General features: G+C 27.5%; 13 protein-coding genes. 4 read left to right on the forward strand and 9 right to left on the reverse strand.

The features are described from left to right. Window positions 1–264: 264 nt before the first annotated feature. The 6 genes from HV819_RS10710 to HV819_RS10735 form a co-directional block, all read right to left on the reverse strand. On the reverse strand, window positions 265–486 hold the full coding sequence (locus HV819_RS10710; RefSeq protein WP_176270204.1) for a DUF3784 domain-containing protein: 222 nt from the start codon (window positions 484–486) through the stop codon (window positions 265–267). A gap of 198 nt (window positions 487–684) precedes the next feature. Next, a complete protein-coding gene (locus tag HV819_RS10715; RefSeq protein WP_176270205.1) occupies window positions 685–1,206 on the reverse strand; it encodes a ClbS/DfsB family four-helix bundle protein in 522 nt (173 codons plus the stop codon). A gap of 434 nt (window positions 1,207–1,640) precedes the next feature. Beyond that, on the reverse strand, window positions 1,641–4,076 hold the full coding sequence (locus HV819_RS10720; protein WP_176270206.1) for an ABC transporter permease: 2,436 nt from the start codon (window positions 4,074–4,076) through the stop codon (window positions 1,641–1,643). After that, window positions 4,069–4,749, reverse strand: a complete 681-nt coding sequence (locus HV819_RS10725; protein WP_176270207.1) for an ABC transporter ATP-binding protein — start codon at window positions 4,747–4,749, stop codon at window positions 4,069–4,071. The genes HV819_RS10720 and HV819_RS10725 overlap by 8 nt, the downstream gene beginning before the upstream one ends. A 51-nt stretch (window positions 4,750–4,800) precedes the next feature. Further along, window positions 4,801–5,661 carry a sensor histidine kinase gene (locus HV819_RS10730; protein ID WP_176270208.1) on the reverse strand — a complete coding sequence of 287 codons (861 nt, stop codon included), beginning with the start codon at window positions 5,659–5,661 and terminating at the stop codon, window positions 4,801–4,803. After that, entirely contained in the window at window positions 5,662–6,312 is a 651-nt protein-coding gene (locus HV819_RS10735; RefSeq protein ID WP_176270209.1) for a response regulator transcription factor, read from the reverse strand. 414 nt (window positions 6,313–6,726) lie between these two features. Between HV819_RS10735 and HV819_RS10740 the strand changes: the two genes are divergently transcribed. The 4 genes from HV819_RS10740 (at window position 6,727) to HV819_RS10755 (ending at window position 11,647) form a co-directional block, all read left to right on the forward strand. Further along, the gene (locus HV819_RS10740; protein ID WP_154538949.1) at window positions 6,727–7,395 is read left to right on the forward strand and encodes a response regulator transcription factor; all 669 of its coding nucleotides are present in this window, start codon (window positions 6,727–6,729) and stop codon (window positions 7,393–7,395) included. Beyond that, window positions 7,379–8,365, forward strand: a complete 987-nt coding sequence (locus HV819_RS10745; RefSeq protein WP_154538950.1) for a sensor histidine kinase — start codon at window positions 7,379–7,381, stop codon at window positions 8,363–8,365. Before HV819_RS10740 ends, HV819_RS10745 begins: the two co-directional genes overlap by 17 nt. Before the next feature lie 107 nt (window positions 8,366–8,472). Beyond that, entirely contained in the window at window positions 8,473–9,162 is a 690-nt protein-coding gene (locus HV819_RS10750) for an ABC transporter ATP-binding protein (protein ID WP_154538951.1), read from the forward strand. Beyond that, entirely contained in the window at window positions 9,149–11,647 is a 2,499-nt protein-coding gene (locus HV819_RS10755) for an ABC transporter permease (protein ID WP_176270210.1), read from the forward strand. Before HV819_RS10750 ends, HV819_RS10755 begins: the two co-directional genes overlap by 14 nt. Before the next feature lie 364 nt (window positions 11,648–12,011). Here the strand turns inward: HV819_RS10755 and HV819_RS10760 are convergent, their stop codons facing one another. The 3 genes from HV819_RS10760 to HV819_RS10770 all read right to left on the reverse strand — a co-directional run bounded on the left by HV819_RS10760 (window position 12,012) and on the right by HV819_RS10770 (window position 14,849). Further along, window positions 12,012–13,484, reverse strand: coding sequence for a hypothetical protein (locus tag HV819_RS10760; RefSeq protein WP_176270211.1), 1,473 nt, complete (start codon window positions 13,482–13,484; stop codon window positions 12,012–12,014). A gap of 37 nt (window positions 13,485–13,521) precedes the next feature. Beyond that, window positions 13,522–14,415, reverse strand: coding sequence for an arginase (rocF, locus tag HV819_RS10765; RefSeq protein ID WP_176270212.1), 894 nt, complete (start codon window positions 14,413–14,415; stop codon window positions 13,522–13,524). Between the two features lie 224 nt (window positions 14,416–14,639). Continuing rightward, the gene (locus HV819_RS10770; RefSeq protein WP_154538955.1) at window positions 14,640–14,849 is read right to left on the reverse strand and encodes a hypothetical protein; all 210 of its coding nucleotides are present in this window, start codon (window positions 14,847–14,849) and stop codon (window positions 14,640–14,642) included. Between the last annotated feature and the right edge of the window lie 138 nt (window positions 14,850–14,987).

Below are 14,987 nucleotides of genomic sequence, written 5' to 3' on the forward strand. Positions count from 1 at the left end.
TCAATTAACATTTTTGCTATTTTACTTCTTCTTGTTTCCGGTCTTTTTCTTGGCATAAAAATTCCTCCTGGTTAGTTTTTCTTTACCCTAATCAGGAGGTTTCTATACACAAAACTTTACACAGTCTCATTTGACCTAATACCAGAGCTAGTCTAGTTCTAACTCTGATATTAGGTCCAACTTTGTGGGGTCAGCTTATTTCTCTGTCATCTTTAATAAGAATTTATAAAATCTTTTGTTTTTATTGTACAATATTGAATTTATCTATTTAATTATGATAATACAAAGACCAACTAAAGTTAAAACTATGCCAATTATTAATTCGATAATACCAACTTTTTTTGCATAGGATTCTGTTTTTCTGCCTGCTTTATAGTCAACTTCAAAATTATTAATTAACTTATAATTTTTCTTAAAAAAAATTAAATATCCGAATATTGAAAAAGTCACACCTAACATTATTATAATAATTTTTAATATTGTCATAAACATATCTCCAAATTCTAATTTATTCCTTAAAAATGTTACATTTCTACTAAGTGAATTATTGGTACAAGCAAATATCATACAGCTGCTTCTTTGTTATAAAATGACTTTATCTCTCAGATTGTTTATAGATATATTTGTATACATTTTACTATAAAACACCTCAACTAACGCCTTTATTCTCAATAAGTTAAAAATCTAAGCTAGAGCATTCTTTTTCCACTTTCTAATTTTTGTTCTAAATGTTCCAAATGGTGCAACAGTATTTACATGAATAAATTTATATACTTCCCATACCGCTGTTTTAGTTGCTTCATCAGCCCATTTTCTCATATGTGGTTTAAATAATTCTTCCTCACTCAATGAATCAATCATTAAATAAATACCCTCAATATTATTTGTCAGTTGTTCCTTCAACTCTTTTAGTGATTTATGTGCATAGGTATCTGTGAAGTACTGATATAATTCACCAAGCTGATTCCATTTAAATTCATCTGATGGTGTTTTCACTTGGAGTCCCCTTTTTTCATCTTCCTCCCATTTAAGAACTAAGCTTGTCCATCCTACCTGATAAGCAAGATTTTCTGCTGGAGTTCTATCAACTCCATTTACTCTCTTATCTTTTAATGTTTCTGGAATATTATCAAATTCTAAAATATATTTCTCAAATGCTTTACTTATTTCATTTTTAAGTTCATCTTTATTCTCATATACTCTCAAAAAATCACCTCCATAATTTTAATTATTAGTTTTTATATAAATTAAATACAATTCTTAATATCAATACTTAAACTAATTGTAAAAATAATATTCATATTATTAATATCATACCATTCTCTTATCCCAATTTAAATGTAATAAGACATATAAGTAGACATGTAATTTATGATTTAGTGTCAAATATATTGTGTGAAATACCTTATTATATATTTGACAGCACTAAAGAAAATTTTTTATTTAATTTTAATTAATCATTATATAAACTTTCATATTTCAATATATCATTATAATTTCCACACTTTTTGATTTTAGATTTATCTAAAACTAAAATTTGATTTGTATTTCTTTCTTTAATTATCTTAATTGGCTGAATATGATGAAATTTACTAACTAGTAATACTTTCAAATCAATATATAACCTAAGCTTTCTAAAATTAAATTGTTCTAATTAAATCAATAGTTGGTCTATCTAAAATTCTCTTTAATGAAAAATGATATATCAGTAAGTTTATACAATAAACTAATAAAGAAAATCCTATGAAAATCTTATAATCATAGTATTCAATAAGATTTAGCATTGTTAACTTAGAAGATAAAACAGATATAACAATCATAACTCCTAGACTTATTAATATAGAAATTATAAAGGACTTTATTTGTTCTCCTATAAATTCCTTCTCATAAGCTTTTTTAAGTTCATCTAAATCCATTCCACAAGAATAAAGGCTTCCTATTTCTTTCTGACGACTCATTAGGCTTAAATTTATAGAAGAGTATCCATTAGTTATATTTAATACAAATATTATTGATGCTATGGCTGCTGTAAGTTTAATAAATGACCTTATGTCTTTTTCACGATTGGTATCAACCTCTTGACTTGTTGTAATATTGAATCTGTCTTCAGGATAAATTTTTTCTCTAATAATAGTATCTATATATTTCTTTGCCTCATTAATCTTAGAATCTTCAACTTTCATATTTAATTCAAAGGGATAATTCTTATATTTTTCATCTTTTGATTTTTCCATAAGATTAAAGTATGTGTCAAAATCAGTATAAATATTTACATCAAAAGGCAAGACCCTAGATTTATATTTTCCTAAATCTTCAATTGTTTTTGCAATTTTAATATTCCTTTTATAATCATTTGAAAAACTTATATCAAGGCTTGTAGGATTTTCAAAATATTTAATCATTTTAGCTTTTCTTATTGGTACACTAGAATCTTCTTGAACCCTATTGTATAGTATAAATTCTCCCCTATTTCCCCCAAGTTCTTTAAAGTCACTTTCTTCCAATGCAATTATTAAACCATCTATACCTTCTGCTTTATGTTTTTTTATATTTTTTTCAACTTCTTGATCTAAATTTGCCTTTTTAGCTTCACTAGAAAATTCTTTATTATTTTTAACATTAACATGTTTTTCTTTGCTTATATAGGCTTTTTTATTAGGAATTTCGCAAACAATATCTTTTAAAACTTTTGGAATTTCTTTTTTTTCACTAAAATAGTCAACTGAAATATTATATTCAGTATCATAGGAATTAAAATCTGTGTAATAATTTGCAATACCTATTACAATTATAAATACAGAAATAATAATTATACCTATGGCAGAAATATATCTTTGTGATTTTATTGAAGCCATGTTATTAAGTTTTAGCTCTTGCCATAAGTTTTTCGCCCTTTTTTTCTTGGATTTAGAAAAATCAATATTACCTCTAATTCCATCAATTATATTAATTTTAGAAATTTTTTTAGAAGGTGATTTTATAGCAAATGCTACAATTATAAAGGATACTAAAAGTATTGCTAAACTTAATAGCGGGTTAAACTTGACCACTTCAAAACTACTTACTCCATTTCCTCTTTGGATGTTTTTATAAAGATTATATATAAAGTAAAAACCAGATAAGTGACCTAAAAGTATTGGAAATATAGCTATTAGTAATCCTTCTTTTAAAAGCAGTAAATAAATTTGTGAATTTGTCGACCCTATGGATTTATATATAGAAAGATCTCTTATTTTTCTAAGTCCCCAAACCCAAAAAATATTTTTTATAAAAAATATAAATAAGACTATGCATCCAAGAATCGACAATACAATAACTGCTTTACTCATAATATTTTGTAAAGGTTCATCTTCAACTCCATAATAATTTATCAGGCTTTCTGAAAATTTTAAATCTACATTTCTGCCAAGTTTGTTATTTATTTTCTCTTGAATTTCAGCCCTATTTTTATAAGCATCTTCAAAAGAATCAAACTTTATAAAAGTTCTAAACTTAGTCATCTTATCTTGTAGTCCTAAAGCAAAATTTAATCTACTATACTCGTTGTATACATCTCCATAAATACCTACTATTGTATAACTCTTAATAGAAGTGCCTTTAAATTTATCCCTACCTGTATTTGGACTTGTAGGTTCTATCTCCTCGCCATTTAAAAATCTTTTGCCTAGTTCAAGTTCTATTCTATCTCCTAGTTTAAGCTTATTTTTATTTATAAAGCTTTCTGACAATACTATTTCATCTTTGCTTTCAGCAAATCTTCCTTTTTGAAGTCTTGAAAATTCTCTCATTTTATTAATCGCTTCATCTTGATAATTAATGACTATTAAATCATTATTAAGTTTTGCATTATTAGAATCAATGGAAATTTTACCAATTAATTTAATATCATTAATTGACTTTAGCTTTTCAACATCTTCATTTGATAATTTATTTTTAATTTCAGCATGATTAAAATTAGATGACATAATATTTCTATAATTAGCTTGTTTATTTGTATAACCATAATAAAAAACTACTGTAAAAAATAAACTTACAATAAATAGTGAGATAAAAATAGGAAAATTTTTCTTATTCATTTATTTCATCTCCTACTATTTTGCCATCGACTATTGTAATGATACGGTCTGCCTGCAAAGCTATTTCTTCATCATGAGTAATTAAAATAATAGTTTGTTTTAAAGTCTTGTTAAAGTATTTAAAAATCTCTATTATTTCTTTAGAATTTTTCCTATCTAAATTTCCTGTGGGCTCGTCTGCTAAAATTATTGATGGACTATATATTAAACTTCTAGCAATGGCTACTCTTTGTTGTTGACCTCCTGATAATTCACTTGGAAAGCTTTCTAACTTATTTTCTATTCCAAGTTTTCTGACAATATCTAGGAATTCATCTTGATTTATTTTTCTTTTATCGAGCTTTAGCGGAAGTTCTATATTATGTCTAACTGTTAAATTTGGTATCAAATTATAAAATTGATAAATTAAGCCTACTTTTCTTCTCCTAAAATAAGCTAATTCTTTTGATGAATACTTTGAAATATCATTTCCATCAATATATATTTTGCCATCATCAGGACTATCTACACCACCTATAATATGTAAAAGTGTGGATTTACCCGACCCGCTTGGTCCTACGATTGCGACAAATTCGCCTCTTTCAATTGTTAAGTCAATACCATCTAAGGCTACGACCTTATTATTTTCCTCTCCATATTCTTTTCTTAAATTTTCAACTTTTAATATTTCCATACTTGCCTCCTTCTGTAAACTTGTGGCAAGTGTATAAAATTAAAGTGATTTTTAGGTGACATTATAAAATTTAATTTCAAAACTTGCACCATTTTCAGTATTTCTTACAGAAATTTCTCCATTGTTTTTTTCTACAATAGTTTTTACCATGGCAAGTCCTATCCCAAATCCATCAGAGTCTGGTGTTTTATAAAATCTTTTAAATATTTTCGTCATATTTTCTTTTTCAACTCCCCCACCATTATCTGAAATTACTAAACTTGTATAAAGAGGATTTTTTGATGAGCTTATGGCAATTTTATTACAGTCTATTCTATTATTAGCATTTTTTAAGATATTTATAAGAGCTTCTGCTAACCAATAAAAATCGCCACAAATTATATTTTCCTTTAATATATCTTGAATTTCTAATCTAATATTCTTCTTTAAAGTAAAACTATCCAAAGCATAGTCAACTAATTCCTGCAAGCTGAATTTCTCTTTTTTCATCATATCCTTATTTGCATCTAAACTCGAAAGTTTTAGTAAAATGTCAGCAAGAGAGTTTAATCTTAGAATTTGTCTTTTTAAGATTTCTATATTTTCTATCTCGGGATATTCTGATTCTAGATTTTCAATAGAAAATAACATTCCAGTTATAGGGGTTTTTATTTGATGAGCTATGTCTTCTAAATATTCAATTTGTTTTTCACTATTTTTATTACTTGTCTCTTTTGCCTCTACTATTTCTATAAATATCTTGTAAATTTTATCCTCTAAAATTGAAAAGTCATCTTGCTTAATTGGAATTTTGTAGTCCTGATTTTTCATATTATCAATTAAATTTATAATCTCATTTATTCTCTTTTTCTTTTTATTTTCTAAAATATAATAGAGAAATAAAAGACTTAGCATCCATAATATATAAATCATCTAATCCATCCTATATCCTATTCCCCTAACTGTTGTTATTACTTCCTTATCAAGCTTTTCCCTTACTCTTTTGATAGTTGATGTTAGAGTATTGTCATTGACAAACTTATCCCTATCTTCCCAAAACATTTCTAAAAGTTGACTTCTAGTATAGACTCTGTGAGGATTTTTGATAAATAATAAAAGAATCTCATATTCAAGGGCTGTTAATTCTACTAGTTCTTTTTTAAAGTAGACCTCTGATTTAATTAAATCTATTTTTATGTCTTTATAAGTAATAGTTTTATCTTCAGCCAAGACAATAGTCCTAAGAACAGCATCAATTCTTGCCCTAAGTATAGCTAAAGAAAAGGGCTTGACTAAATAATCATCTGCTCCTTGGTCAAGGGAATGAATAATAAAGTCTTCATCATTTTTTACTGTAGTAACTATTACTCTAATATCCTTTTTCTTTAATTTTTCTATCAACTTATACCCATCTTTATCTGGAAGATTGATATCTAAAAGAGCTACATCTATGTCGACATTCATCTTATAGATTGCTTCGTAATATGAAGATGCAATATTCACATCATAGCCATTATTCATTAAATATTTTTTCATTTCTAAAGCAATTTCTCTATTATCTTCTATAATTAAAATACTTTTCATTGTTTACTCCTCTTATTTTAGGAATGGATTTTCTGTTTATAAAATGAATCTGTTGCAAAATCTTGAATTTCTATCGTTTCACAACAGTCCCTTTATAATCGCATAATTCTACTTATAGTATACCATTATAGCTTATATTAAATAGAGAAAATCTAATTGTAAAATGGTGAAATAAAGCTGTTTCAATAATTTATAAAGATTAATTGTAAAATATAGTATAATATTATTAAAAAGTTTTATAAGTAAATATTATTTTAATGCGAAATATTTGATTTTACTATTATAATTATAGAAAAAAGAGATAATATTACCTATAATAATAAAGCTAAAACTAGATGATAGTGCAAGTATATAAAACTTTGTAGAATTTATAGGTATTTCAAATATGATTTATCTAAATATTGGAGTTTAAAATTGAAAATATTAATGATTGAAGATGATAGCACAATTGCATTTGCAGTAAAGACTTATTTAAAAAAATATAGTATAAAAACTGTTGTCTATGATAAACTTTCTAGTTTAGAAAATATAAATTTTAGTGATTTTGATTTAATCTTGCTTGATGCAAATCTTCCTGATGGCTCTGGTTTTAATTTTTTAAAATACTTAAGGGAATTTTCAGATATCCCTATTATTATGCTTACGGTTAAAAGTGAAGATCAATATGTTGTTAAAGGACTTTCTCAAGGAGCTGATGACTATATTACTAAGCCCTTTTCTCTTTCTATACTCAAAGCAAGAATTGACAATGTATTTAGAAGAAAGGTCAAAAAGACGGATACTTTAATATTTAAAGATTTAACTTTAGATTTTACATCGAAATCAGCTAGTATTGATGGAGTAAACATAGACCTTAACTTAAAAGAATTTTCTATTCTTGAAATGCTTTTAGAAAATCAAAATATAAATCTTTTTAGAGAAAAAATGCTTGATTATGTATGGGGTTATGATTTATATGAAGTAAATGACAATACCTTGACAGTGACGATAAAAAGATTAAGATCTAAGCTTGGTAGATATGGAAAGCATATTAAAACGGTTAGAGGGATTGGATATAGGTGGGACAATGACTCTTTGGAATAAATACAAAAATATTATTTTAATAGTAACACTAAATTTATTGCTATGCCTTATAGTTGTTTATCTTAGTCCTAGATTTGATATTCTAACACTTTTAGGATTTTTGTTAATAAATCTTTTTTTATTTCTATTGCTTGTAAAAAGGGAGAAGAAAAAAGAAAGGGAATTGGATGACAAAATAAATAATATTTTTCTTCTCTTGCATTCGTTAAATATAGATTCTAGCAATGAGGAAATAAGAGATGATGAATTTGGAAAATTAAGAGATGAAATAATAAAAATAATATTAGAAAACAAGCGAATTGCTGATAATTCAGAAAAGAACAAAGAAACTTTGAGAGAATACACAGAAGATATCGCACATCAGATAAAAACACCCTTAACTGGATCTTTACTACTAATTGACCTATTGGAAGGCAGTGAAGATAAAAATTCAAAAGAATACATCACTAGGCTTAGAGATAATTTACTAAGGCTTTACAATTTGGCGGATATTTTGTTAGAACTTGCTTCTCTTGATTCAGGTACAATTGAAATGTCAAAAGATAAAGTTTCGGTTAAGGAATTTGTGGAAGAAATAATTATAAATATTTCCGACTATTTTTCAACGAGTGATGTCAATATCTCTCTTCATGGAGATGACTTCATCCTTATATGTGATAAAGATTGGACTTATGAAGCAGTCTTTAATGTTGTAAAAAATGGAATAGAAGCAACGAAAAATAAGCATATTGAAATATATCTTAAAGAAACGAATTTGTATAAAAGTATAATTGTGGAAGATTTTTCTGAAGGTATGAATAAACAAATGCTTGAGAAAGTTCTCAAGCGTTTTTATAAAGCAAATCCCAAATCAAAAGGCTATGGTATTGGTCTTCCTATGGCGAAGTCCGTTATGGAAAAACAAAATGGGGAATTGTTATATCATAGAGGGAAAAAATCAAATACATTTGAATTAAGATTTTATAATTGATTTGATTTAAAGACTTTGTTTTAAAAATAAAAACTTAGTCTTTTTTTCTAGTCACTTTCCTGTCACTTAAGTCTATTATTATCTAAATAAGATTAAGGAGGGACAATATGAATATAGTTAAAACTGTAGATTTATCAAGGACATATAATAATGGAGTAGAAGTAAAGGCTCTTTCAAATGTGAATTTTACAATGGAAAAAGGGGATCTAGTAGCAATTATTGGAGATAGTGGTTCGGGAAAATCTACTTTACTTCATCTTCTTGCAGGAGTAGATAATCCTACTAGTGGAGATATCTTTATTCAGGATAAAAATATTACCAAACTCAATAAAGACGAAATGACCGTATTTCGCAGGAGAAATATTGGCGTCGTTTATCAATTTTTTAACTTAATTCCCAATATTAATATTAGAAAGAATATATTACTTCCTCTTTTACTAGATAATAAGAAAGTAGATGAAGAATATTTCAAAGAGATTTTATCACTTTTAGGAATTGAGGATAAACTCGACAGATATCCGAAACAATTATCTGGTGGCGAGCAACAGAGGGTTGCCATTGCCAGAAGTCTTGTTACAAGACCAGCTATAATTTTAGCAGATGAGCCCACAGGTAATTTAGATAGAAGAAATTCAGAAGAAATTACGGGACTCTTTAGACTTGTAAACAAAAGATTAAATTCCACGATCATGATAATAACTCACGATGAAAAAGTTGCAAATTCTTGCAATAAAGTTTATAAGATGGTGGATGGCAGATTAAATTTCTTAGGAGATGAGTCTTATGAAAATCATTAATGATCTTGCCGATGCAGCAGTAAAAAACAACAAAAAAGATACCTTAGCTATTAAAATTTCAATTCTATTGGCTGTTATACTTTTAGGGACCATTATTTTTATTTATGATTCTCTAAGACTTGATCAGTATAATTATGTAAAGAAAACGTTTGGTACCTATCACGTTTCAATAACAGAAGTTGATGAAAAATTCTATGACAGATTAAAAAGCGATAAGGATATAGAAAAAATTTCTTTCAACAAAGCTATAAAGACAGATTTAAATGCGACTATTTATGAGAATGGGGATAAAAGTAGTCTATTAGGCTATGAGGTAAAAAGAGGAAGAATGCCGGAAAATACAAATGAGCTTTTAGTTCCGGGAGAGTTTTTAATAAAAAATAAACAGTACCATTTAGGCTCAGAAATCAAACTCAAGGAAAAGACCTATACTATAGTTGGCATTTACGATGACTTCGAGCACTCCTTCGAAGAATCTCTGCTTATAGGTCTTGCTGCCAGTGATAAAAAGGAAGACTTCTTCAAGGACGGCTGTGGACTTGAAGCACAGATCTGGTTTAAAAATTTAAGGGACACTTATACTAAGACTAGAGAGATTTTATCTGAGATGAATATAGACGAAAAGCATGCCTTGGACATTGGGAGATTATTTTATAATAAAGATATTTTGGAATATAAGATGGTCTATCCAAATGGTGTTATACCTCCTAAAAATGTAGTGAGTTCAGCAATTGAGAAATATGGAGCCGCCATCCTTCTTTGCATACTTTTTGCCTTTATCATATATGGTGCTTTTAATGTTTGGAATAATAGAGATTTGCGCGAGATTGCCCTATTAAAAAGTGTAGGTATGACGAAAAGACAGGTTAAAAAAATGGTTAGGCTCAAAGCACTAAAACTTTCGACTCTTCCAATAGCACTTGGAATAATTCTGTCTTGGGCTTTTGCTAACCTACTTATGTATTTAATGTGGCTTAACAATGCCATCTCATATAAAAATATATCTAACATTTTGGGGGAAATCGTAAAATCTCAAAGCTTCCATTTTATATTTCCAAGGGTAGGATCTATTATAATCGTTATTTTACTATCGCTGTTAATGGTTTATCTCTCAGCAAAAATGCCGGCAAAAAGAAGTTCAAAATTAAAAATTATTGAAGGGTTAAATGGAATTACAGAAAAAAATATTAAATTGGGCAAGTCAAAAATAAATGGTCCAATAGAAAAAACTCTTGCAAAAGATTATTATAGATCTTATAGGTCAACTTATAAAATTATTGTATTTTCAATGGCGCTTTCAGCCTTTGTCTTAACGATATTTTTAGTCGGCCAATCTTATAGACACTTAAATGAAAAATATAACAACTACAAAAGTCCTTATAATTTTAAATCTAGTATTTATAGAGGCGATTTTTTGGATAAAAATCTTGTGAAGGATTTGGAAAAAGTCAAAGGCATAGATCAATTGCACATCTATCAAAAAAATGATACAAAGTTTTATGTAGATGACAATAAAGATTTTATTTCTAAGGATTTAAAAGAATCGTTAGATAGCGGTAAAAAAACGAAAGACAAATTATATGCAAGGATATACACCTTGACAGACGCGGATTTTGAAAAGCTTTTAAAAGAAAATAATCTTTCAAAAGCCTCTTATATATTGCTTAATAAAATAGCAAAAGAGAACAAGACGCCTTATGCCTTTAAGGAATATATAAATATCTCTGATAAGAAAAACGGAGAAGTTTCCTTAAGATACTATAATAAGTATGCGGAGTCAATGCCGGTGAAGATAGATGGAACAATAGATGAAATGCCCTATGATTTAGAAGCATACGATAGTAATGAGATAGCCATATTTACCGGCGAAAGTAATTTTAAAGAATTTGTAGAAAAATATGGAATAGATAAGTCAAACCCCGTTTACTATTACTCTGTAAAATTTAAAGTGGAAAATAATAAAGACAAAGTCTTTGGAGAAGCTGAAAATGTGATTTCCACCTATGTTTCAAAGTCAGACCACGACACTACCACAGATATTGTAAAGGCAGCCATGGATAAAGAAGAGAGAAGAAATACAGGTTTATTGAATTTAGCCATCCAAATTATTCTTATAACCATCGCTCTTTCTAACGCCTACAATAGTTTCAAGGGAAATCTTAGAGCGAGAAGTACTGATTTCAAGCTTTTATCGACTACAGGTATGACAGAAAAGCAAATGAGAAAGATGGTCTTCTTAGAAGGAAAGAGCTTATTCGTAAATATTTTACTAGCTTATATCCTGATGTTTTTTGCAGGAATAGCCGCAAGAGCATATAGAAGTGATTATAACTTGTCCTTTGCAATAAAAGAGCTTATCTTAAATATAAACTATCTTCCAATTTTAATAATATTTATATTAATAATCTTTGGAATTATATTTGCAATAAGCAGCTGGTTAAAAATAATGAGAGATAATTCAAATAAATCTTTTAAAGATATCTAAAAATTAAGGGATTATTGAAAATTATGAATTTCTAACCTTGCATCATTACAAGTTACTCATAGACAATTTGAAAGTAGTCTAACACTCAAGAAATCCAAATTGTCGTGAAGGAGCTTGTACTGATGCAGGGATTAATTCATTCTGCAAGAGACCTTAATTTTTATAAATACTCTTAAAATCAGTTTTTATAAAGCTAATCTCTCAAAAAATTTTTGTCTATTAAAAGTTATTTCAATCCCCTATTTGAATACTAAATTTAATTTCTTTTCATCATAAATTAATATTATAGTTAAAACTTTTAGATAAGTTTCATTATAGATTTCTATTTCTAATATTTGCTTTCTATGAATACTTATAATTTTTATTAACTTTTTAGTAAATTTCTTAATCTCATATAATTAGTATGAGAAATATTATTCTTTAAAAACTTTGTTATTTTTTCTTTTCTATTTAATGGGTTTATTGGATAATCTAGTAGTTTTTCATCCAATAATTTTAGTACATCTATATATACTTCATATTTACCACAATTTTTTTCTAGAGATGCTTGCCAAAATCTTAGAAAAATTTCTCTATTATTGAATGGAGGAAATTCTTCATTAGCTATATCAGACTCAGCTTGATATAATGTTCCCCAATTACCAGTAATTATTTCCCATCTAAATAACTTCATTGGTATTATATCTTCATGTTCTTCTAATAATGGCTTTATGCTATCAAGCCATTGATCAAGATATTTATTAAAATAATCAATATCTTTAGGTAAGCCAATTAATTTTGAAAGTTCTGCACCATCTTTTGCATCGTCTTTATCAAAATCATGTGCTATTACTTCGGCAACATTTCCTGTTATGATATATGGATTATCAAACCTATCATATATGGCTTGAATAGTTAAGTTTTTAGGTAACTTTCTAGCGCTTTCAATACTACGTTCATATATATCTAAAAAATCTTCTCTTAATTCTTCTAAATTATTTAAAATTATTAATTCTTCACCATAGTCAGATAAAATTTTCTTAGGTATATAGACATCAGAACTTTTTTCAGTAAGAAAATTCATAGTAGATACAAAGGCCTTAATGTCTAAATTTGCCTTATGGATTGCACCTAACATAATTCTTGAATCTAGCCCTGAGGATATAGATAAAAATACATTATCTGTCCTAGAATATAAAGCCTTAATTTCATTAACTAATATATCAGCTACCCTTTTAATGTTTTCTTCATATCCGGTCTTGTCAATATCTATCCAAAATCTAAAAGTCTTTCTTTTTATAACGTCTAGGTAGGTATTAGGTAAAACTTTAAAAATATTATCATAAATAGTTCCATCTATATACCATTCATCTTCGTTTATTCTATAAAATTTTGAATTAATAAATTTTAGAAGTTTTGGATCCCTTGATAAATTTTGTTCTTTATAATAATTAATTATAGCAATGCTAGAACCTATTAACAATTCATTGTTTTTAGTATAGAATAATCGTCTTAATGAAGCAGGATCAGTTAATATTTTTAATTCATTATCCCTATCAAAAATAATTAACCATCTTCCTCCAAGATTAATAGTAAGTTCAGCCATTGATTTAAAGTTTCTTGATTTTTTAGCTATATTTTTTATAATATCACTATTTGACCAGCTGATATGATCTGGATCAACAGCGAATCCTAAAAGTATAAATTTTGTTTCATCATTTTCTTCAATTTCGATATTTAAATCTTTATGATTATATAGTACAAGCTCATTTGAAAGTTGTGTCTTATTCCAGTTTAGTTTATTATCAATATTTTTTCCAATTATAAATTGCCTTCTAAATAATAGTTCCTTTTCCATATTGCCTCCAATTAATTAATTTAATTATGATAATTAATTATATAAAAGACTTACCGAAAAAAGCAAGTATTAATTCTTTTGCAATTTCTGAAGTTTTGTTTTTATCATCAAGACTAGGGTTTACCTCTACAAATTCAAATCCCCTTATCTTTTCTTCTTTTCCAAAAAGAGATAGGATAAGTCTTGCTTGATTATAGTTTAACCCTCCCCTAACAGGAACTCCAGTACCTGGTGCTATATCGCAATCCATGGAGTCTATATCAAATGATAGGTAAATAGATGAAAGATTTCCAAGATAAACCATAGACTTCCTTACTATTTCTTCTATACCATATTTATATACATCAGCCATTGAAAAATATTTTATATTTTTTTCTTTTATTATTAGCTCTTCTCCCTTATCTATATCTCTTATAGCAATGTAGACAAGATTTTGAGGATTTAATTTATAGCTTCCACCTATATTATTCAACTTATTAGAACAAAGACCCATAAGCGCTGCAACAGGCATACCATGAACATTACCTGTTGGTGATGATTTTTCAGTGTTTATATCTGCATGGGCATCTATATATATGAGTCCAGGATTCTTGTATTTCTTTAAAAACGCCTTAAAGCTTGGAAGGACCAAAGAGTGGTCTCCTCCTAATATCAATGGAAAAGACTGTCTTTGGTAGATTTTTTCCACCTCTTCATTTATATGTGAAAGAGAAGGAAGTAGCCTATCTTCATTTGTCATATTTGATGGAAATTTTATCTTTTTATTTGAATTTTTTATATCAATATTACCAAAATCATAAATATCAAGGCCCATATTCAAAAGTTCCTCTAATAAACCTGTTAGTCTTATAGAATCTGGACCCAATCTTGTTCCAATAGTGCTAGCTCCCAAATCAATTGGGATTCCCAATACGGATATATTATCTTTCATCTTAACCTTCTTTTCTGCTATTATTTTCTTTTTAAAAGTGTCACTGCTTCTACGTGCTCCATCTGAGTAAAAAGCACATAAAGTTAAAGCTGTTAAAGACAGACTTGTAAATCTAAACCATTTTAATTCTTTGTTCTGGAATAACTATACAACATTTAAAATGTCTGTAATAATTGCTCCAATTCCTAAAATATACCACATAATACTATCCTCTAAACTCTTATTCAATCGACAAGTAAAATTGTATCTATTGAATCTATCCTAAAAACAGCTATATTTTTATCTTTATTTTTATCAATATATTCAAGTTTTATCCATTCCTCATCTGAGTCTATTACAATGCCTGTAATTGATGTACTTCCAACCAATGTTAAAGCTTCATCTGTATTTATCTTACATTTATTATTTTTTAACCCTTGAATTACTATCGACATTCCTTTTCCCTCCTGATTTCTTCTTTCACTTTTTTTTAATATTTTAATAATTTTTTTTATTTCCTCACTAAATGAAATATATATAATCAATAGTGCTATTATAATTATCCAATCCATTATCTAACTCCCTCCCAAAAA

This window comes from Anaerococcus faecalis (genome assembly GCF_013371425.1).
In the GTDB taxonomy this organism is placed as follows: Bacteria; Bacillota; Clostridia; order Tissierellales; family Peptoniphilaceae; genus Anaerococcus; species Anaerococcus porci.

What these genes read in the sequence shown, in the direction of transcription:
- HV819_RS10750 (WP_154538951.1), top strand. Translation starts at nt 8,473, where the DNA reads ATGAATATAGTTAAAACTGTAGATTTATCAAGGACATATAATAATGGA.
- HV819_RS10710 (WP_176270204.1), bottom strand. Translation starts at nt 486, where the DNA reads ATGACAATATTAAAAATTATTATAATAATGTTAGGTGTGACTTTTTCA.
- HV819_RS10745 (WP_154538950.1), top strand. Translation starts at nt 7,379, where the DNA reads ATGACTCTTTGGAATAAATACAAAAATATTATTTTAATAGTAACACTA.
- HV819_RS10770 (WP_154538955.1), bottom strand. Translation starts at nt 14,849, where the DNA reads ATGTCGATAGTAATTCAAGGGTTAAAAAATAATAAATGTAAGATAAAT.
- HV819_RS10725 (WP_176270207.1), bottom strand. Translation starts at nt 4,749, where the DNA reads ATGGAAATATTAAAAGTTGAAAATTTAAGAAAAGAATATGGAGAGGAA.
- HV819_RS10735 (WP_176270209.1), bottom strand. Translation starts at nt 6,312, where the DNA reads ATGAAAAGTATTTTAATTATAGAAGATAATAGAGAAATTGCTTTAGAA.
- HV819_RS10720 (WP_176270206.1), bottom strand. Translation starts at nt 4,076, where the DNA reads ATGAATAAGAAAAATTTTCCTATTTTTATCTCACTATTTATTGTAAGT.
- rocF (WP_176270212.1), bottom strand. Translation starts at nt 14,415, where the DNA reads ATGAAAGATAATATATCCGTATTGGGAATCCCAATTGATTTGGGAGCT.
- HV819_RS10730 (WP_176270208.1), bottom strand. Translation starts at nt 5,661, where the DNA reads ATGATTTATATATTATGGATGCTAAGTCTTTTATTTCTCTATTATATT.
- HV819_RS10755 (WP_176270210.1), top strand. Translation starts at nt 9,149, where the DNA reads ATGAAAATCATTAATGATCTTGCCGATGCAGCAGTAAAAAACAACAAA.
- HV819_RS10760 (WP_176270211.1), bottom strand. Translation starts at nt 13,484, where the DNA reads ATGGAAAAGGAACTATTATTTAGAAGGCAATTTATAATTGGAAAAAAT.